Source organism: Rhodothermales bacterium, from assembly GCA_034439735.1.
In the GTDB taxonomy this organism is placed as follows: Bacteria; Bacteroidota; Rhodothermia; order Rhodothermales; family JAHQVL01; genus JAWKNW01.
Window position 1 is genome coordinate 1 of record JAWXAX010000133.1, and the last position, 18812, is coordinate 18812.

The following is an 18812-nucleotide window of genomic DNA, read 5'->3' on the forward strand; positions in this document are numbered from 1 at the left end:
CACCTTGTTCGTAGAGACCGTGGGGGTGGGGCAATCCGAAACAAGCGTCGTGGATCTGGTGGACGTGGTGCTCGTGCTAGTGCTCACCGGCGCCGGTGACACCCTTCAAGGCATGAAACGGGGGATTTTGGAAATCGCCGACGTACTCGTGGTCCACAAAGCCGATGGCGAAAACGCCGCACCGGCGCGCGCGCATGCACGGGAAGTGCAGCAAGCGCTCCACCTGTTCCAATCGTCCCGGTCGGACTGGCAGCCGGCGGCCGTCGCCGCGTCGTCGGTATCCGGCGAAGGGCTGGATGTTATCGAGGCCACGATCGAGACATTCCTTGCGCAGCAACGCGCCGGGGGCCACCTGGCCACCGAGCGGGTACGACAGGCCGTGACGTGGCTACACGAGCGGATCGCAGACAGCGTGCAGCGCCGTTGGCGCGAAAACGAACAGTTCCGCGTCCGCCTGGTCGCGCTCGAAGCCGATGTCCGAGCCGGCCGACGCTCACCCGCTTCGGCCGCGCTGGAGGCGTTGGGACAATAGGTTGCAGGTTGGCAGGAAATGAACCTGCAACCTGTAACCTGCCAACTTGTAACCTGCCAACTTGTAACCTGCCAACTTGTAACCTGCCAACTTGTAACCCCCTACTTCTTCGCCAGCCCCGCCACTGTCGCCTCCGTGTTGTGCCCGAAGCGAAGGCCGTAGATGCCGTCGGTCGAGGCGATTTTACCCGCCCCGATCACGTCCGACTTCGCATAACTGCCCACAACCGTTCCATTGATCGCGCATTCCACTTTATCCCCCTTGACGGAGAGCGCGACTTCCTGTTTGACGGCCGTGCCTTTGTCAGCCGCCTTGTTCACGGCGGGGTTGGCTTCGGGGCGCCGGCCGTTCATCTGGAATGGCTCAGGTCCGAATCCGCGGACGATAAACGTGCCGTTGCCGTAGGCCGCGCAGTAGAGGTAGCTCTGCGTATCGGTGCCCAGGTTCGCGCCGCCAATGAAGAGGCCGTAAGGATGCGGGTGGTCTCCCATCGCCATATACCCCGGCTCCTCAAACGTGGCAGATATCGTGTAATCGCCGGTAGCCGTGTTTTCGGGATGCCAGTAGGACACGGACGGGCCGGTCTTTGCGTGGAGCATGTCGCCATGGGCGGAGAGGCTGGCGTTGGCGAGCACCTGACCCTTTGCGGCCTCGCCGGCGTCTACCGCGCCGGTCCATCCCGGAACGGAGATGCCGCCGTCGGTGACGGCGTGGGAGGCATCATGTTGGGCCAGCGCGGAGCCGGCGGAGAAAACGAATAAGGCGAGAGCAAGCGGTAGGAAAGCGAAGCGAGTGCGGTGCATGGAAGTCCCTTGGTTGGATAGTATCTTGCTCAAAGATAACCGCGGCGCCCCCCACAGGCAAGCCGCGGTAGGGCCGGCAGATGAATGATCCATGATCGACAACGCACTTTTTTTCTCCGAGATGCCGGTCCATCATCTCCCCCTTAGCGTGCTGCTGGGCCGCGAGGAGCTCTTTGTGGACGTCCCCGAAAGCTGGCATGTGGTGGTGACGGACATTAAAAATTCCACCCTGGCCCACCGGGAAGGGCGACACGAGGAGGTGAACCTGATCGCAACCGGCAGCATCATCGCCACGCTGAATCTGGCTCGACGCGCCAATCTGGCCGTGCCGTTTTTTTTCGGGGGAGACGGTGCGACCATGATCGTGCCGCCGCCTCTCCTGGCGCCCCTTATCGGCGCCCTGAATCAACACCGCGAGCTTACCCTGATGAACTTCGGGATGGACCTGCGCGTCGGGGCAGTTTCGGTGAGCGCCCTGCGGGACGCCGGCCACGAGCTGCGCATCAGCAGGCTGCACGTAACCGACTACCACGCGATCACCATCTTACTCGGTAGCGGGCTATCGGAGGCGGAGCGTCGCGTCAAAGGCGAGGAAGGTGTAAGGCCGGCCGTAACGCCGGACGATCTGCTGGATCTGAGCGGGATGGAGTGCCGATGGGATCGCATCAAGCCACCTCACGCGGGGTTGGAGGTAGTTTGCCTGCTTGTCACCGCCGGCGCCGGGCGGTCACAGGCGCCGATTTTTCGGCGGGTCATTGACCTGATCGACACGACGTACGGTCCACCCGCCGCCCGCAACCCGGTAACGATCGACCGGCTGCAACTCCGTGGGACGCTCCAAAAAATCGGGATTGAGATGCGCGCTCGCCTCGGACGGTTCAGCCTGCCCTATCTCATCAAATCCTGGTTGATCACCCGCGCTGGAGGGATGTTCTACTTTGCCCTAAGGGCTGGAAACCGGTACAAGAAGCAGCTGGTAGAGCAGACGGATACGCTGGTGATCGACGGACGCATCAACACGGTCATCGCCGGCACGGCGCGGCAGCGCGCGCAGCTGGCGGACGGTCTCTCCGTCCTGGAGCGTAATGGGGAGATCGCCTACGGTATGTTCGTGTGCCGCGAGTCCGTTATGTCCTGTTACGTCACCGACCGGACGGACCGGCATATTCACTTCGTCGACGGATCCGATGGCGGCTACACAATGGCGGCGACCGAACTGAAACGTAAGCTCCGCCGCAACGCTACGTAAGCGATGCTAATTAACCAGCGCAATAAGCGAGGCGAGCGAGAAGCCGACGGCCCCGCCGAGGATGCCGATGTAGAGGTTTCGGACCTGCCGACCGCGCAGGCTCTTCTCGGTGAGCTCGACAGATCGGTCGAGCTGCTCGTTCAGATAATCGATCTGCTCGATGAGTTGCGCATTAGCACTCGCGTGGGCATCGACGCGCATCTCCTGCAGGCCAATGATCTCCTCGAGTTTGGCCAGCTTCACCACCTGGATGGAATCGACGCGCTGCCATTCGAGGTCGCGCAGCGCGTAGAGGCTTTTTTGCTCCTCCAGGTCCCGCACGATGGCAATCCCGCTTGCGAAGACGGCCTGTTTAACCACGACGAGCGGGTAGTTGGCGGGCGGCAGCCGGCGCTGAAGATCGCCCAGGCTCGCGCTGTCCGGCACGGCCAGGTAATGCACCTCGAGCGGCGCGCCATCTGGCGGGGTGAACCGCTCCATCCGCTCGACAAACTGGGCCCGAGCCGGCGCGAGACACGCCAGGAACAAGACCGCGACGAGCCAGCCGACACGGGACGAGTGAGGAGAAGAGGTGCTGTTCATGGATGGATGACGGTTGGATGATGGCGTTACTGACCGGGCGACTCCACGACCGGGGCAATGACCGGGGCGGGAGGCGGGACGGCGAAAGAGCCGGCGGAGGTGACAGCAGCCATCACGCTATCGATGCCGCCCTGGAGCTGGCGGATTTCCTGCCCAAAGGCCTGAATTTCTTGCTCGGAATACGCCTCTTTCCGGTCGAGATGCTCGATAAACGTCCGCGCGTGGGCGATACGGCCCAGCAGGATACTATCCTTTTCGGCGGCGATGCGGTTGATTTCGGCCACGGCGGCGACGATCTCGGTCTGTCGCTGCCGGATGGTGTCGATCTCTCGGTTGATTTCCTGCTTCCGGGCGCTCTCGCCGCGGATGTAGGCGCCGGAGAAGAAGACGCCGATCACGAGAGTGATCAGGCTGATGATGTGGCTGTTCAGCACATTCCGGCCGGCCAACGGAGCCGGGGTGGCCGCGTCTTCGGACGTCGCGGCGTGATCGGGTGGATTTGTTGGCTGAATGTCTGGCGGATGATCAGGCACGGGCTCCATGGCGTCCTCGGTTATGGCGTCCTCAGTTCGATCGGATGGTGAAGCCCTGGAAGGCCGGCCCCAAGGGCGCCGCGATCGCCGGGCGGGGGCGTTCGATGGCCCGCTGGCGCTCTGCCAGGGCGCGGCGCGCAGCGGCCTCCTCGGCATTGAGTACGGCCAGTTCCTCGTAGGTGGACTCAATCTCGGCCACCAGCCGCCGGTCTTCGGCTTCGAGCGTCGCGGTGATCGTGGCGACACGCGCCATCGTCTCCTCCGTCAGCGCCTCGATATCGCGCATCTGCTCCCGAATTTCCTCCTTCCGCACCCGCTCGCCCTGCAGGAACGAGCCCGCACAAAAAACCGACAGCATCAGCGCCCCAATGCTCACATAGCCGGCGTTCGCTCCGATGAAGGTAAGGATGAGGTGCATGGTTGCAGGTTGGCAGGTTGCAGGTTGGCAGGTTGCAGGTTGGCAGGTTTCCCCTTATTGTCGCGTAGCGACATACCCCCTATCCCCACATATCCATGCGGGGAAAATGGGCCTATCACGGCGCATAGATCACCGGCGTAAAATGGGTAATTCGGAAGGCGCTACCCGGGCTCAAGAGGCGCTTGCGGAGGTAGACGCCCCCGCCGTCGCGCTGGTCCCCGGCGTCGCCGGGACCGGTATTACCTTCGATGGTGGTGCCGGCCTGACCCTCCCAATCGACGACAAACCCGACGTGCCCCGTCGGGTCCGATGGGTCGCGTTTGGCCTTCCAGACGACAATCGTCCCGGGATCGATTTTAACAGTCCCACGCTGGACGATCCGGGCCTCGATGCTTTTGTGCGTCACAAAGTCGAGCGCCCTCGCCGAGCGCACCTTCGGCTCCTCAATGGCGCCGGCCTGTCTGAGCGCGTACGACACAAACGCCGCGCAATACGGGTAACTACGCCAGTCTCCGAACCGGTCCTTCGTGGGTTTGAGGTTGACGGCGGCGAGAAACATCTCCACTTCTTGACCCCGATTCGAATCCTTCGGCCGCTCGACCACGCCGAGATAGGTCCGCGCCGTATCCAGGTGGACGAGCGAGGCCACGGGCCGCGTTTCCGGCACGGCCATCAACGAGTCACCCACATGGATCTCGTGAGGATTAAACAGCAGGGAATCCTCGGGCGTAATGTCCGGGTCGATGGACACCGAATGGATACTCACCTCTGCGATCTGGAAGGCGCCGGCTTCGCGGATGGCGGCGATGTTGCGGACGATATCCTCCTGAAGCAACGCAATTTCGCGGCCGAGCGAATCGATCCGCACCCGGGCGAGCTTCTCGTCCCGTTTCAGGAATTCGATGTCCACCCGGGCGCTATCGATCCGGGCGCGAAACAGGCTGTCCTTGCGGGCCGTCACGCGCCGGATGTCGTCAAGAACAGAATTGATCTCCGTCTGCCGAGTCCGCAGGGCATCCAGCTCGAGCTGGATCTCCTGTTTCCGCGCGCGTTCCCCCCGGAGGTACACGCCGGCGAAAAACACCGCGACAATCAGCGCGATGAGGCTCGTATGCTTGCTGCCCATGGGTGCCGCGTTCGGGCGTCGCGCTCAGCCCTCGAGCGTGGCGTCCAGGGTGATGGCCGCGTTCAACAGGCGCGAGATCGGGCAGCCGGCCTTGGCGTTGTTGGCCGCCGTGTCAAACGCTTCCTGGCTGGCCCCCGGCACTTTCGCGCGCATCGTGAGATGCACGGCGGTGACGGTGAAGCCGGCGTCCGTTTTTTCGAGGTTTACGGCGGCGGTCGTCGCGATGTGCTCCGCCGTCAAGCCGGCGGCGCCCAACTGGCCGGAAAACGCCATCGAAAAACAGCCGGCATGGGCCGCGGCGATGAGCTCCTCAGGGTTCGTGCCAATCCCGTCCTCAAAGCGAGTGCTGAATGAGTACTGGGTGTCCTTCAACACGCCGCTGGCAGTAGAAACCGTGCCTTTGCCGTCCTTCAAGCCGCCTTTCCATACGGCCGATCCATTTCGTTTCATGGGTACCTCGTTGGGTGATGGGGAGATGGGGTGTGAGATAGTACTACCTCTACCCGTACAAAGCAACGATGTCGCGACGTCATTTCACATAGACGACGCGGCCGACGGCGCGCCCGCGCGCCCGGTCACCGACGGAATCGGCCGGCTCCAGGATGTACGTGTACACTCCGGACGCGGCGGACGCGGCCGGCGTCCAGACCACGGCGTGTACGCCCGCGCCCGGCACGGCGACATACTGCCGGTGCACTTCTCGCCCCAGGGCATCGAAGATGTGCAACCGCACACGGCCTGGCCGATCCCATTCAGTCTCGATTCGCACGGATGCGCTAAACGGATTCGGGGCGCCACCCAGGAGGCGGAATAGCGCCGGCTCGGCCACGGCCTCGCGGCCCGTCACCACGCCCTCCACGACGCCACTTCCCTCACGGATGCGGATCGTCTGCCGGGCCGGCAACGGTCCGATGGCGTCCACCGCCCCGCCGGGCCACAGAACCCACAGGCTATCTACCTCCTCCGCCGCCGCGAGCCCGACATGCACATGCTGCAGGTTCTGCCCCAGAAACTGGGCGCCGTGGTGGTAGCGGCGGTAGGTTTCCCCGCCGGCACGCACCGTCACCACCGCCCCGAGGCCGTCGCGGTTCGAGGCCACACCTTCGAGGTGGATGGCCAGCCAACTGCCGGCATCGATCGGGTTGATAAACAGCGACGGGGTGTCGAAAAAGTTAGAGATGAGCAGGTCCTGATCGCCGTCGTCATCGGCGTCGAACACCGCGAGGCCGCGGGCGGTGCGGGTGTCATCGAGGGCGTAGGAAGCGGAAACGACTTCGAACACCGTTGTGCCGGTCTCCCTTTCGTTCCGAAAGAGCACGTTCTCGTAGTCGGGCTCGAAGTAACCGGTGGCGACGAAGAGGTCTTCATCGCCATCGTTCTCCAGATCAAAAAATGCCGTGCCCCATCCCCAGCCGGCGAGGGACACTCCGGCCGCCTCCTCGGCCCGTGTAAATCCCCCCGTTCCTTGATTCATAAACAGCGGGTTGATTTCGGCGTCGAAGCCGGACTCGGTGATGTTGGTCAGGTAGATGTCAAAAAAACCGTTCCGATCGGGGTCGCCGATGGCGAGGCCCATGCCGTGAAACGCATCCTCGAGGCCGTACGCGGTCGTTTGTTCGGAGAACGTCTTGTCGCCGTTGTTGACGAAGAGCGTGTTCGGGCCGAAGTCGTTCGCGAGATACAGGTCCTGCCGCCCGTCGTTGTTGACATCGAGCGCGACGCTCGTCCACGTGGCGCCGGCATCATCGAGACCGCTGGCGGCGCCGATCTCGGCAAAACGCCCATCGCCGAGGTTCTCATAGAGGAGGTTCCGGCGATCGCGGGTACCGGCCGGATAGTCCTCGTAGGTAGCGACATACAGATCGAGGTCGCCGTCCAGGTCGAAATCCCACCAGAGGCTGCTGCTGCTGAGCTGTGTAAGGCCGCCGGCGACGCCGGCAGCTGCGGTCACGTCCTCGAAGGCGCCGCCGGTGTTACGGAGCAGCTGGTTGGGGCCGAGATGGGTGAGGTAGAGGTCCGGCCAACCGTCGTTGTTGAAATCCCCCCACGAGGCGCCCATTTTGTAGCCCATGGGGCTTTCGGCCGTGCTGGAGTCGCGGCCGGCGAGCACGTCGTTGCCCGAGACGCGCACGAACGTCCCATCGCCCCGGTTGGCGAAGAGCCGGTTCCAGGTGGCGGCTTCGATGGGGTCATAGGAGGCGTGGGCGACGAAGTAGATGTCGAGGTCGCCATCGCGGTCATAGTCGGCCAGAGCGACGCCATTGGTCGCGGCGACGCCGGCGAGGCCGGCGGCCTCCGTGCGCCGTTCAAACGGCTGGCCCATCGCCGGCGCCCCCGAAACGAGGGCGAGGACGATGAGCCAGCGCGCCGCGATCACATCTCCCATCCGGTTCGATAGGTTCTGCCCACGAACTGGTTGGCTTCTTCGCTGTTCGTGATGCGCATGTTTTCGCCGTCCCAGAGGAGCTTTTTGCGGGCAAAAAACTCGTACTTCCCTTCGCTGTTTTCATGGCGGAGGAAGTAGCTACGGATGGCGAGATTGCCCATGAGGACGGTTTCCGTCATCGGGCCGGCGTAGTCGAAGGACGACGTCAGACCCTTATGCTCGGCGCTGTCGAAGCCAGCTTTGCAGGCATCGACCCACTTCCGCTGATGGCCGTATTCCGGCTCGCTTTCGTCCACGCCCTCGGGGCCGAATTCCGTCGTGCCGTCGTTCAGATACAGCTTGGGCATCATCGGCGAGCTATCGTTGATGTTCGTCGAGATGAGGCCATTTTCCCCGATGATGAGCACGCCGTTGGCGCTGTTTGTGCCGCCCATGGTGTGATCGGGAGGGATGATGTCCGGCCGGGACGGGCGGATGCCGCCGTCGCTCCACGTCATGGTGATGGGGGCTTTACTCTTCTCCGTGGCGCCAAAATGAAGCGTAATGAAGGATGAGGCCGGGCAGCCTTCGGGCTGGTAGATCGGCTCCCACATCTCGGTATAGACGGCGCCGACGCTGCACTCGGCGTCGGTCGGATAGTGGAGCCCGAGCGTCCGGAACGGGATATCGATGAGGTGGCACCCGACATCTCCGAGGGCGCCGGTGCCATAATCCCACCAGCCGCGCCAGCTAAATGGGTGCAGGTTGGGCGTGTACGGCATGTATTCGGCCGGCCCGAGCCAGAGGTCCCAGTCGAGGTCCGTCGGCTTTTTGCTTTCGTCGGGCGCCGGCATGGCAAAGCCCTGGGGCCACACCGGGCGGTTGGTCCAGATCTGGACATCGGCGATCTTACCCAACACGCCGGAATCGACCCAGCGCTTGACCATGCCCAGCAGCGGGTTAGAGGCGCCCTGGTTGCCCATCTGGGTGACGACTTTCTGCGTCCGCGCCATCTGCGTCAGCATCCGGGCTTCCCGGATGTTGTGCGTCATCGGTTTCTGGACGTAGACGTGTTTACCGCGCGCCATGGCGAAGGCGGCCGCCAGCCCGTGCACGTGGTCTGGCGTGGAAATCGTCACCGCATCGATGTCCTTCTCGGTATCGAGCATGACGCGGAAATCCTTGTACAACTTCGCTTTCGGGAACGCCTCGACGGACTTCGCGGCGGAGCCGGAGAAGTCGACGTCGCACAGCGCGGCCACGCGTTCGCGGCCGTTGACGGAAGCGTTGCGGATGTCGCTTGCTCCCTTGCCGCCGGCGCCGATGGCCGCCAGGTTGAGCTGATCACTCGGCGCCGTGTAGCCTACCCCACCGAGAACGTGCCTCGGAACGATGTAAAAGGTGGATGCGGCGATCACGCCGGTTTTGATAAATGCCCTACGGGAGGAGTTCGAGGGGGATGGAGTGCCTTCCTTCATAGTGACTGCCTGGAGCGTGGATGAAAACCGCGGCCGCCGCGTGGCGCCGTTGTATGAGCGCGTAAGCGCTTCGCGCTCGTAAAATAGGTGATTCGAGATGGATTTCAACACCAAAGGGCCCCTCGTGGGGCCCCTCGATGTCGTGATAAGCTATTTTTCGGTTTGATCTCCCTTATTTCAGGAACACCATCCGGCGCGTGGTCGTGCCGACCTCTGTTTCCATCTGATAGAAGTAGACGCCGCTCGTCACCTGCTGCCCGGTGGCGCTGCGCCCGTCCCAGATGACCTGGTAGGAGCCGGCCGGCAGGTTGGTGTTGGCGAGCGTCTGGACCTGGCGGCCGAGGACATCGTACACCACGAGCTGGACGTTCCCCGACGCGCCGAGGGTGTAGGAGATCGTGGTCGACGGGTTAAACGGATTCGGGTAGTTTTGCTCAAGGGCAAAGCCATCAGGCAATTCATCCCGCTCCGTCGACGTGCCGACGCCGGCGACGGAGATGAGCTGGATGAAGTCCACGTTGAACCCACCCATTTCCGTCACGAGCGTGAGCGTGCCCACGCCGGCGGTGCCGTCGAACTGCGGCGTGATAATATCCGTGCCTTCGGCCGTGAACGTCAGGCCTTCGAACAGCGGGTTGCCATCGAGCTGGAGATCCGCGCTACCGCCCGCGGGGGCATTGAAGAAGATGCGGGCGACGTACTTTCCATCCCCGGGGAAGTCGAAGTTCAGCGCCACCGTGGCGCCGGCGCCCATGGCGACCGATTTAAAGCCGGTCGGGCAGAAGTCGGCGGCATCGCAGACCGGGCGGACACCCTCGGCGACCGCGTCGGGGGCGCTCAGGACGAGGAGCGTGTCGCCCGAGGTCGGGTCGATGATACTCACGTCGCTGAAGCGCTGGAAGCCCCACGAGGGCTCGATGCGGATCGTGTTGGCCCCTGCCGGCATGGTGAGGCCGGCGGCGCCTTCGATAAGGCCGGCGACGTCGATCCGGGTGTCGAACCAGTCGTCAGACGGCACGCCGGTGGCGACATCCCAGTAATATTCGCCGAAGCCGGCGTTATTCCGCAGGTTGGTGCCGTTCACGAAGATCCGTTGGCCACGTTGACCGTTGCCGCGGAGGTGCGTGCCGACCGACAGGTCGTACGTGCCTTCGGTGGCGAGGTCGAACGACCATTCGATGAAGCCCGAAGAGTCCATCTCGTAATAGGTGAACCCTTCCGCGGCGGCGACGGTGGCGCCTTCGCCCAGCGTGCCCTGGTCCGCCTCGCCCGTGCCGACAACGATGAGCTCGATACGTCCGCCGGCGAGGTCTTCGATGGCCTGGACGTAGGTGGCCCGGTTGGTCTCATAGGTCGCCTTTGCATCCGTGAACCAGTTCAGGTCGCCCAGCGGCAGATCGTCCGTGCCGGCCGTAAGCAGATCGGCCGTCGTATACGAGAAGTCCTCCGGACGCGGCCAGATATTGCACTGGAAACACGTCTCATCTCGGCCCGGGTCGTAGTCGTACCGCGGGGAGGCCGAGTTGCCGGCGCGAAGCTCCGTAATGTTGGACACCATCGACGGGATGAGATCCGCCGGGTAGGTGACCAGATCCGGGGAGAGGTCCAGCAGGTTGTCCTGCATGACCATGCCATCGAACGTCTCGAACCAGCCGGCGGTCGTATCGTTGACGACGGGCTGCGAGCGGATATCCGAAGGCATCAGGCTGGCGAACTGGGAATCCCGCCAGAAGCTGTTGTTGGCCACGACGATGCGGCGGTCCAGGTCTGTGCCGAACCGCGCCGGCATAGCGGCGATCCCGAAGAAGCCGGTGAACGGGTCTTCGCGATCCGGGTCCTCGTACTCCGAGGGCTGTTCGCCGTGCCAGAAGTAGTTGACGAACACGTTGTTCGTGATATACGCTTCTTTCCAGAGCGCGCCGGCCTGGAAGCTGCGGCCGATGTTGACGAACGTGTTGTGGTTGGCGCGGAAGTAGTTCATCGGGGCCGCTTCGGACTGGAAGGGCGTAAAGCCGATGTTCAGGAAAGTATTGTTGTCGAAGATGACGGAGTCCGCGCCGGCTTCGAACCGAACGCCCAGACCTTCCCACTGCTGGGACGGGCCGAAGAGGTTACGGAAGGTGGAGTTGGTGACGGTCATGTCCACGTTCTCGGCGTTGGGGCCGAGGAAGTGCCAGTCGTTGCGGTCGAACACCACGTTGTCGAACGTGAAGTGGGAGTCCGCCGCGTCAAGCTGGATCTGCTCGTAGGAGCTCCGGACGCCGTCGCTGTCCTGGCCCAGGAGCCAGACGTTCTGGACCGTGAGATGACTCCCGGTTCCGGTGTTCTGGATCATGACGCCGTCGATGGACTGATCGGCGCGGCGGGTACGCTGGATGATGGCCGGCCCGCAGTCTTCGTCGCCTCCGACGCCGCAGAGGAACGCTTCGGCAGGATTGGCTTCATCGGCCGTCTCGCCGACGATGCGCAGGTGGTAGCCTTCAAACTGGATACGGTCCTCGTTCCAGTAGAAGCCGCCGCGTTTGAGTTTGTAGACGCGATTTTCGGGGCGTTCGGTGTCGTTCGCGATAGCGTCGCGCAGCGCATTGTTGATGACGTTGCCGTCTTGATCGGCCCATTCCACCACCAGCACGCCGTCCTGGGCAAGCGCGGTCGAAGCGCTACCGAGGCCAACGAGAAGGGTGAGTAGGAGCACCAGATGGTACCTTGATTTCATAGTATTGTCCGTTTGGTGATGCGTAGCGTTTGGAGTAATAGTCGGGCTTCAATACCTGAACCGGGCCCCGACGTCCATGGTGAACCCGTAATACTCGATGTAGGACGGATTCGCGTCCTCGGCCCCCCGGAAATTGCGATCCGGCCGGCCCGACAGGTTGTTGAAGTTGGCAAAGAGTTCGAGCCCCTTCAGCAGTTTCTGGCGGACGGACAGGTCGTATCGCAGATAGTCGCCGGCGAAGGAGTCGAACAAAGGGTTGGTCGAGTTGATGAACGTGCTCGTGTCGGTCTGGTACAGCACCGAGAACCGGGCGGAGAAACCCCTTAGATCATAGCCGAGCGTAACGTTCGCGATGTGCGTCGGCTGGTCCGGCATGCGGGCCGTCCGTGTGGAGTCCGTGCGCAGCTCCTTCAGGTACACCGGCGGCCGGACGCGCACGAGCGAGTCGCTGTCGACGATGTAGTAGGCCTGGTAGGTGGTTTCAGACTGTAAGTAGGTATAGTTGGCGCTGAGGACAATCCCTTTCAGCACGGAGGGCAGGTACCAGAGGTTGGTCTGCCAGTCCAGTTCAAATCCGTTATAGGTGGCCTCGAAGGGGTTGTTGATGTAGGTGTTGGCGCGAGGACGTGCGTTGATCCAGGCGTCGGGGACATTCATGCCGGGCAGAACGCCCACATCCGGGTGCAGGTTGTAATCAACAAACAGGATGAGATCGTCTATCGTCTTATGGAAGGCAGAGACGGTGAATAGTCCCACTTTGTTGGTATAGACCGATACGGATGCGTCGTAGTTGACGGAGGTCGCCGGCTTGAGCAAAGCGTTCGCCGCGCTGACGTACGAGAGAAAGCTGTTGATGGTGGTGATCGGCGCGTACTGGATATAATCCGGCCGGGTGAGGGTTTCCGTGCGGGCCAGGCGCAGGGTCAGCCATGCCGTAGGCTGGTAGCGGAGATGCACCATCGGGAGCCAGAACGCGTTATCGCGTTCGGTGGTGATGGATTCGAGCTCCGCCGGCGGGCCCTGGACGTTGTTCGGCGAGGTTTCGCGGTAACGCTGGCCGGTGTAGCGGGAGAAGTCGCCCTCCCATCGGACACCCGGCGTGAGGGTGAGCTTCCGGCCGATGTTAAACGCGGCCATCGCGTAGCCGGCCTGGTATCGCTCGGTGCCCTTGTAATCGCGCCCGAGCGAGCCGATGGCGTAGTCGCGGAAGACCTCATCGCCGCAGCCGCGCATGGCTTCGGTGAGTTGAAGGAGCATGTCGGACTCCGCGGTGAACCCGAGCGGATAGTCGCCCTCCAGGAAATCATCCCGTGAATAGGAGCCATCCACCAATCCGATGGGCAGAACGCCCAGGTTGCCGACGACGGTATCGAGGTCCCAGGCGGGGATCGCGCCGGCGATACACTCGAGCGGCTCGTTGAGGTTGCCGGCGCCGCTGCCATAATACAGGCCGTTTCGTCCGCCCTGCGTCTGGTCGTTGAATCGATCCAGCCAGCGAAATTTCCCACCAACCTTCAGATACCCGCTGAGTCTGTCGTTCAGGAAAAACGGCACCTGTACGTTCGCCTGCGTCGCCAATTCGTCTTCCTCAAGCCTGGTCCCATAGACAAAGACGTCCTGCAAACCGGTGCTGAGCGAATCCACGTTCAGCAGCGACGGGATTTCGGTGGGGATGGTGTTTTGATCAGGTAGGCCGCGGAAGGCATTCCCCTCCTGGGAGAAACGCCATACGAAGTCTTCCGGGTTGTCGGAGCGGGACGCGATGCGGGAGACGCCGACGTCGTACCGGAAGAAACGCAGCTCCTGCTCGATGCCGACGGCACCGGTAAAGATAGACGTGGTCCCGCTGCGCAACTCGGTGTCGTAATAATGCCGGTTGCCGTCGACATTCATCTGGTTGACGCGGAATAACCCGTCAAAACTCAGCCGGTTGTAAAACCCATTCGCCGTGATCTTGCCCTTCGGAATCCGGTAGTCGACGACGCCGCTGGCGCCCGTGCGGCCGCGTTTTACCGACTCCTCCCGAACGCCTATGTCCGAAATCAGGATGATGGGCGCGCCCGTTTGGGTATCGGAGGACTGGCGGTAGTTGCCGGAGAACTTGTCGGCGCTGCGGTCGAACTCATCGACGTTGACGCTTGCGATAATGCCCAGGCGTTTGCCGAAAAAGCGTTGCCCGACGCTGCCATTGATCTTGTAGTTGCCGTAGTAGTCCTGTAACTGGGTATAGCCGCCCTGCGCCAGAATATCCACCATAAACTGATCCGGCGCCTCGCGCAGCTTGAGGTCCACCGCCCCACCGATGGCGTCGGCGTCTTTGTCCGGCGTGATCGCCTTCATGACCTCGATGCCGTCGAGCATGTTCGACGAGATGAGCGAGAGGTCCACGCTGCGATCATCTCCGCTCGTGGAGGGCACACGCACGCCATTCACCGTCACCGTGTTGTACTTCGCCGAGAGGCCCCGGATGGATATCTTGTTGGCCTCGCCGCCGGAGCGCTGGATAGCCACGCCGGGCAGCCGGCCGATGGACTCCGCCGCGTTGACGTCCGGCAGTTCCTGGATGCGCGCGGCCGAGACGATGTTGGTGATCGTGTTCGAACTCAGCTGCTGGTTGATGGCGGCCGTCTGGCCGGCCGCCTGCGCCGTGATGAGTATCTCCTCCCCTTCGATGCCGGCCCATACAAGCTCAAAATCAACTTCGATCGTCTGCCCGTCGATCACGGTCACCTCCCGCATCTGTCGCTCGTACCCGATGTACGACACCACGATCGTGTACGTGCCGGCCGGCACGTTCGGCATGATAAATACCCCGTCGTCGTCGGTCGCTGCGCCGGTACTGGTGCCTTCAAGCAGCACGTTGGCCCCCGGCAGCGACGAACGCGCATCCCGGTCGATCACTTTCCCGGTGATTCGCCCCGCCAGTGGAAGCGCTTCGTTCGCCAGGTCGAGTTTACCATTCGTGGCCCCCAAAAGGAGCCCTATGAGCAGGAACTGGATGGGTCGCATGGGAGGATGGGTACGATGTATATAAATCGTAACAGGGGCTGGCGCATCACGATCCTGAGGACGCGCAGTGCCATTGCCGGCTGCCAGAAGATGGTTTTCTGGTGTGTGGGCTGCACATAATCCATTTGATGGAATATTTACAAAACCGGGACTTGCTTGTCAACAGACAAAGCGGTTATCTGAGGATAATTTGGTCCCAACGGCACTGGAATCGGTCAACGCGATCGATCCCCCTATCTTCCTTGCATGTGTTCATGCTATTCTAACCCACGTATAGTTCGCTCATGCTCACCGGTACGAACCTCAAATATGCGAGGGCTCACAACCTGCGGATCGTTCTTGAAATCGTCCGGCTCTTCGGCCCACTACCCCGGAAGGAAATCGCGCTCCGCACCGGCCTGAAGTTGCAGACGGTATCCAACATCACGCGCAACCTGATCGAGAGCGGGCTCATCCTGGAGGCGGACCGGCTGCAGGAAGGGCGCGGCGCACCGACGACGCTGCTCACGCTGAATCCGAAGGGGGCGTATTCGATCGGGTTGGATTTCGACCGGGAGCACTTTACGGGCGTGCTGGTGGACTTCCTCGGGAAGGTGTGTCAGCGGGTGAGCCAGCCGGTGCACTTCCCGATGCCTGAGGAGGCATTGACCATGATGGACGAGGCCGTCCAGACGTTGATCCGCCGGCAGGACATCGAGCCCTCCCGCCTCTGGGGAGTCGGGCTCGGATTGCCAGGTCCGCTGGGTGTGGCCTCGGGGCTCGAGGGTATCCGGGTGGTGAACGCGAGCGAGTTTCCGGGATGGACCAACGTCCCCATCGCCGACATCCTCGGCAAACGCCTCAAACTGCCCATCTTTATCGAAAACAACGCCTCGGCGGCAGCGGTGGGCGAGCGGTGGTACGGGCGCGGGCAACACCTCGAGAACTTCTTCTATCTGTTTTTTGGCGTGGGCCTCGGGGGCGGCCTCATCGTCAACGGCCGGCCCTACGAGGGTCACTTCGGCAACGCTGGCGAAATCTGGGGCGTCCCGACGGCTACGGGGTCGACGGCCTCCCCCGGTATCATAAAGCCGCATCTGGGGGTCTTTTTTAGCCTGCCCCGCCTGTCGGAGCATCTGGCCCGGCTGGGCATCGTGATCTCGCATCCGGAAGAGCTCGGAGCGCTGTTCGAGCGCCGCGAGCCGGCGTTTATGGCCTGGCTGGAGGAGGGCCTGGCGCAACTCGCGCCGTTTATCCTGACCGTCGAGGCCATGCTCGATCCGCAGGCGATCTTCCTCGGCGGCCGGTATCCGGAGGCGTTGACGGACTATATGAAGACCCGTCTCGAGACGATGCTGCCGCTCCTTCGCATCGAAGGGATGATGACGAACCCCGCGCTGCATTGCGGCACCGCCGGCCAGGACGCCACCGCCCTCGGCGTAGCGACGCTCCCGATGTACAGCTCCTTCGCACCTATCCCGGAGGTGCTGATGAAACACGCCGCCGGCGACACCGCGCCGTCGCCGCGCCTGTAAAGACTCCCGCGCCGGCCCCCTTCCCCACTCCCGAACTTGTACCCCGGCTTCATCGTTGATGGGACGCGTCATCCCGTTGTCAACCACCGTATCCTTCGACCTTGAGCACCCAGCACACCCGCGAGACAAACCGCCGCCGCACCTTCGCCATCATCAGCCACCCGGACGCCGGCAAAACAACCCTCACCGAACAGCTGCTGCTGCTGGGAGGGGCCATCCGCGAGGCCGGCGAGGTCAAGGCACGCAAGGCAGCGCGCCATGCGGCGAGTGATTGGATGGCGATCGAGCAAGAACGTGGCATCTCGGTAACGTCCTCCGTCATGAAATTCGGGTACAAGGACCTGGAGCTGAACCTGCTCGATACGCCGGGCCACCAGGACTTCTCCGAGGACACCTACCGCGTGCTCACGGCGGTCGACAGCGCGCTGATGGTCATCGACAGCGTGAAGGGTGTCGAGACCCAGACCAAGAAGTTGATGGAGGTCTGCCGGCTGCGCAATACGGCCATCCTCACGTTCATCAACAAGCTCGATCGCGAGGGGCGGGACCCCCTGGAACTGATCTCCGAAATCGAACAGAGCTTAAAAATAGAAGCCGTGTTGCTCACCTGGCCCATTGGCCGGGGGGGGCTGCTCAAAGGTACCTACAACCGCTATACCCATGTCGTCAACTTGTATCCGCCCCATACGTCCAGCAGCCTCACGCTCCGGTTCAAGGTGGATGATCTGAGTGACCCGCGTCTCGACAGGGCGCTTGGATCGCAGGCGGACCAGCTTCGCGAGGACCTGGAGTTGCTCGAGGGCGCCGGCGGGACGTTTGATGTGGACGCCTACCTGGCCGGCCTACAGACGCCGGTTCTGTTCGGCAGCGCCATCAGCGGCTTCGGAGTGGATGAATTGCTCGATACGTTTGTAGACATCGCTCCACCCCCGCTTCCCCGGCCCACCACTACCCGAATGGTCTCGCCTTATGAAGAGGCCTTCTCCGGCGTGGTCTTTAAAATCCAGGCGAACATGGACCCGAACCACCGGGACCGCCTCGCCTTCCTGCGCGTCTGTTCTGGCAAATTCGAGCGTGGCATCCGGCTCAAACATCACCGTATCGGACAGGACCTCCGGGTGGCGAACGCGACGATCTTCATGGCGCAGGACCGCAACGGGGTCGACGAGGCCTACCCGGGCGACATCATCGGCATCCCCAACCACGGCACCATCCGGATCGGCGATACCTTCACCGAAAAAGAGCCGCTCCAGTTCACGGGCATCCCCAACTTCGCACCCGAGCATTTCCGGCGGGCGCGGATCACCAACGCCCTCCGCGCCAAGCAGCTCGAAAAAGGCCTGCTACATCTGATCGAGGAGGGCGCCATCCAGCTCTTCCGCCCGCTCCATGGCCAATCCTACATTCTCGGCGCCGTCGGGCCCCTGCAGTTCGATGTCGTTTCCACCCGGCTGAAACACGAATACAACGTGGAGGTCCTGATGGACGCCATGTCCTACCAGGGCGCCCGGTGGATCGAAAGCGAAGATAAAGTGGCGTTGGCGACGTTCATGCGCGAGCAGGAGCACAACCTCGCGCGCGACACGGACGGCTCACTCGTCTACTTGTCCGACAACCCCTGGCTCCTCAATCGGATGATCGAAAAATGGCCTCAGATCACGTTCCGCAACTCGCGGGAGAGCCTCGTGGCGTCGTGATCGGTGGGATAGGGTTTAGCCCGTAAACAATGCCGCGACCACCTCGGGGGACGCGTCGTAATCCAGGGAGTCGAACACCGGCCAGCGGCTGCCAAAGCGTTCCTCACTCATCGCGCGCAAGACGCCGCTACTGGCGAATTTTCCCGAGATGGCGCGAAGCACATCGGCATACCCCCACTGTTCGAGGATTTTGAGTCCGTGTTCCGCATCAAGGATGCTGTGGCAGGCAAACACGAGATGGCTTACGTGGGCGCGCACGCCTGGATCTTCCAGGAGGTACCTTGTTTCCGGATACCAGATCCCATCGGCCAGTTCGATGACGACGAAGCCGTCCGGGCCGGCTTTTTTGTACAGGTAACCGACGATCTGGTGGAAGATCTCGATCACCCGATCCGGGGCAAGACCGATGGTGACCGGCTCGCCCAGGTCGGCAAAATCCACCACTTCAGACGCTCCGGCGTCGTACATCGAACTGATATCTCCGATGGAGCCGACGCCACACGCCTTGCCGGCCACCACCTTGTGCCCCAGAGCACGGAGGGCATAAATGACCCGGCGCGCGGTGGTCGATTTGCCGGCGTCCATGTCGGACCCGACGACCAGGATGAGCGGCGGATCGTCGGGCGTGCGTTTGCGACCGCCCTTCGGAACGCGGAGGCCATATGAGCGCATGTTGATCGGCTTACGATCCTCATCGCCCAGCTGGGCGATGACCTTGATGGTCGTAGGAGCGCCCCTATAGAGGGCCGTGTGTTCGCTACCTGGTTCGATGAGTGCGGCCTGGCCGCCC

15 protein-coding genes are annotated in these 18812 nt (G+C 62.7%); 4 read left to right on the forward strand and 11 right to left on the reverse strand.

Going from position 1 to position 18812, the window contains the following annotated elements:
• A partial coding sequence (locus tag SH809_10695; protein MDZ4700163.1) for a methylmalonyl Co-A mutase-associated GTPase MeaB occupies positions 1-532 on the forward strand: 532 nt, incomplete at its 5' end.
• A 101-nt stretch (positions 533-633) separates the two neighbouring features.
• Here SH809_10695 and SH809_10700 read toward each other — a convergent pair.
• Positions 634-1335, reverse strand: coding sequence for a hypothetical protein (locus SH809_10700; protein MDZ4700164.1), 702 nt, complete (start codon positions 1333-1335; stop codon positions 634-636).
• Between the two features lie 91 nt (positions 1336-1426).
• Here SH809_10700 and SH809_10705 point away from each other — a divergent pair, with 91 nt between their 5' ends.
• Positions 1427-2584: a DUF3095 family protein gene (locus tag SH809_10705; protein MDZ4700165.1), complete on the forward strand. Its 1158-nt coding sequence runs from the start codon at positions 1427-1429 to the stop codon at positions 2582-2584.
• Between the two features lie 6 nt (positions 2585-2590).
• Here the strand turns inward: SH809_10705 and SH809_10710 are convergent, their stop codons facing one another.
• The 9 genes from SH809_10710 to SH809_10750 form a co-directional block, all read right to left on the reverse strand.
• Positions 2591-3166, reverse strand: coding sequence for a hypothetical protein (locus tag SH809_10710; protein MDZ4700166.1), 576 nt, complete (start codon positions 3164-3166; stop codon positions 2591-2593).
• Positions 3167-3192: 26 nt separating this feature from the next.
• Positions 3193-3708 (reverse strand): hypothetical protein, encoded by a 516-nt coding sequence (locus SH809_10715; GenBank protein ID MDZ4700167.1) that lies wholly within the window; start codon positions 3706-3708, stop codon positions 3193-3195.
• Between the two features lie 22 nt (positions 3709-3730).
• Positions 3731-4117: a hypothetical protein gene (locus SH809_10720; GenBank protein MDZ4700168.1), complete on the reverse strand. Its 387-nt coding sequence runs from the start codon at positions 4115-4117 to the stop codon at positions 3731-3733.
• Between the two features lie 115 nt (positions 4118-4232).
• A complete protein-coding gene (locus tag SH809_10725) occupies positions 4233-5243 on the reverse strand; it encodes a CHAP domain-containing protein (GenBank protein ID MDZ4700169.1) in 1011 nt (336 codons plus the stop codon).
• 24 nt (positions 5244-5267) lie between these two features.
• Positions 5268-5693 (reverse strand): OsmC family protein, encoded by a 426-nt coding sequence (locus SH809_10730; GenBank protein MDZ4700170.1) that lies wholly within the window; start codon positions 5691-5693, stop codon positions 5268-5270.
• A gap of 79 nt (positions 5694-5772) precedes the next feature.
• Entirely contained in the window at positions 5773-7629 is a 1857-nt protein-coding gene (locus tag SH809_10735) for a CRTAC1 family protein (protein ID MDZ4700171.1), read from the reverse strand.
• Complete coding sequence (locus SH809_10740) at positions 7617-9194, reverse strand: Gfo/Idh/MocA family oxidoreductase (GenBank protein MDZ4700172.1); 1578 nt, start codon at positions 9192-9194, stop codon at positions 7617-7619. Before SH809_10740 ends, SH809_10735 begins: the two co-directional genes overlap by 13 nt.
• Before the next feature lie 64 nt (positions 9195-9258).
• Positions 9259-11802 carry a T9SS type A sorting domain-containing protein gene (locus SH809_10745; protein ID MDZ4700173.1) on the reverse strand — a complete coding sequence of 848 codons (2544 nt, stop codon included), beginning with the start codon at positions 11800-11802 and terminating at the stop codon, positions 9259-9261.
• Between the two features lie 48 nt (positions 11803-11850).
• Positions 11851-14811, reverse strand: coding sequence for a TonB-dependent receptor (locus SH809_10750; GenBank protein ID MDZ4700174.1), 2961 nt, complete (start codon positions 14809-14811; stop codon positions 11851-11853).
• Positions 14812-15095: 284 nt separating this feature from the next.
• Here SH809_10750 and SH809_10755 point away from each other — a divergent pair, with 284 nt between their 5' ends.
• Both SH809_10755 and SH809_10760 read left to right on the forward strand, forming a co-directional pair.
• Complete coding sequence (locus SH809_10755) at positions 15096-16325, forward strand: ROK family transcriptional regulator (GenBank protein ID MDZ4700175.1); 1230 nt, start codon at positions 15096-15098, stop codon at positions 16323-16325.
• A gap of 101 nt (positions 16326-16426) precedes the next feature.
• The gene (locus SH809_10760) at positions 16427-18022 is read left to right on the forward strand and encodes a peptide chain release factor 3 (GenBank protein MDZ4700176.1); all 1596 of its coding nucleotides are present in this window, start codon (positions 16427-16429) and stop codon (positions 18020-18022) included.
• 15 nt (positions 18023-18037) lie between these two features.
• On the opposite strand, the gene SH809_10765 is transcribed toward SH809_10760, so the two are convergent.
• Positions 18038-18812 (reverse strand): hypothetical protein (locus SH809_10765; protein MDZ4700177.1); only part of this gene is annotated, 775 nt, incomplete at its 5' end.

Excerpts from the sequence above, each read along its gene's own strand:
- SH809_10700 (MDZ4700164.1), bottom strand. The coding sequence starts at position 1,335 with ATGCACCGCACTCGCTTCGCTTTCCTACCGCTTGCTCTCGCCTTATTC.
- SH809_10705 (MDZ4700165.1), top strand. The coding sequence starts at position 1,427 with ATGATCGACAACGCACTTTTTTTCTCCGAGATGCCGGTCCATCATCTC.
- SH809_10710 (MDZ4700166.1), bottom strand. The coding sequence starts at position 3,166 with ATGAACAGCACCTCTTCTCCTCACTCGTCCCGTGTCGGCTGGCTCGTC.
- SH809_10715 (MDZ4700167.1), bottom strand. The coding sequence starts at position 3,708 with ATGGAGCCCGTGCCTGATCATCCGCCAGACATTCAGCCAACAAATCCA.
- SH809_10720 (MDZ4700168.1), bottom strand. The coding sequence starts at position 4,117 with ATGCACCTCATCCTTACCTTCATCGGAGCGAACGCCGGCTATGTGAGC.
- SH809_10725 (MDZ4700169.1), bottom strand. The coding sequence starts at position 5,243 with ATGGGCAGCAAGCATACGAGCCTCATCGCGCTGATTGTCGCGGTGTTT.
- SH809_10730 (MDZ4700170.1), bottom strand. The coding sequence starts at position 5,693 with ATGAAACGAAATGGATCGGCCGTATGGAAAGGCGGCTTGAAGGACGGC.
- SH809_10735 (MDZ4700171.1), bottom strand. The coding sequence starts at position 7,629 with ATGGGAGATGTGATCGCGGCGCGCTGGCTCATCGTCCTCGCCCTCGTT.
- SH809_10745 (MDZ4700173.1), bottom strand. The coding sequence starts at position 11,802 with ATGAAATCAAGGTACCATCTGGTGCTCCTACTCACCCTTCTCGTTGGC.
- SH809_10750 (MDZ4700174.1), bottom strand. The coding sequence starts at position 14,811 with ATGCGACCCATCCAGTTCCTGCTCATAGGGCTCCTTTTGGGGGCCACG.
- SH809_10755 (MDZ4700175.1), top strand. The coding sequence starts at position 15,096 with ATGCTCACCGGTACGAACCTCAAATATGCGAGGGCTCACAACCTGCGG.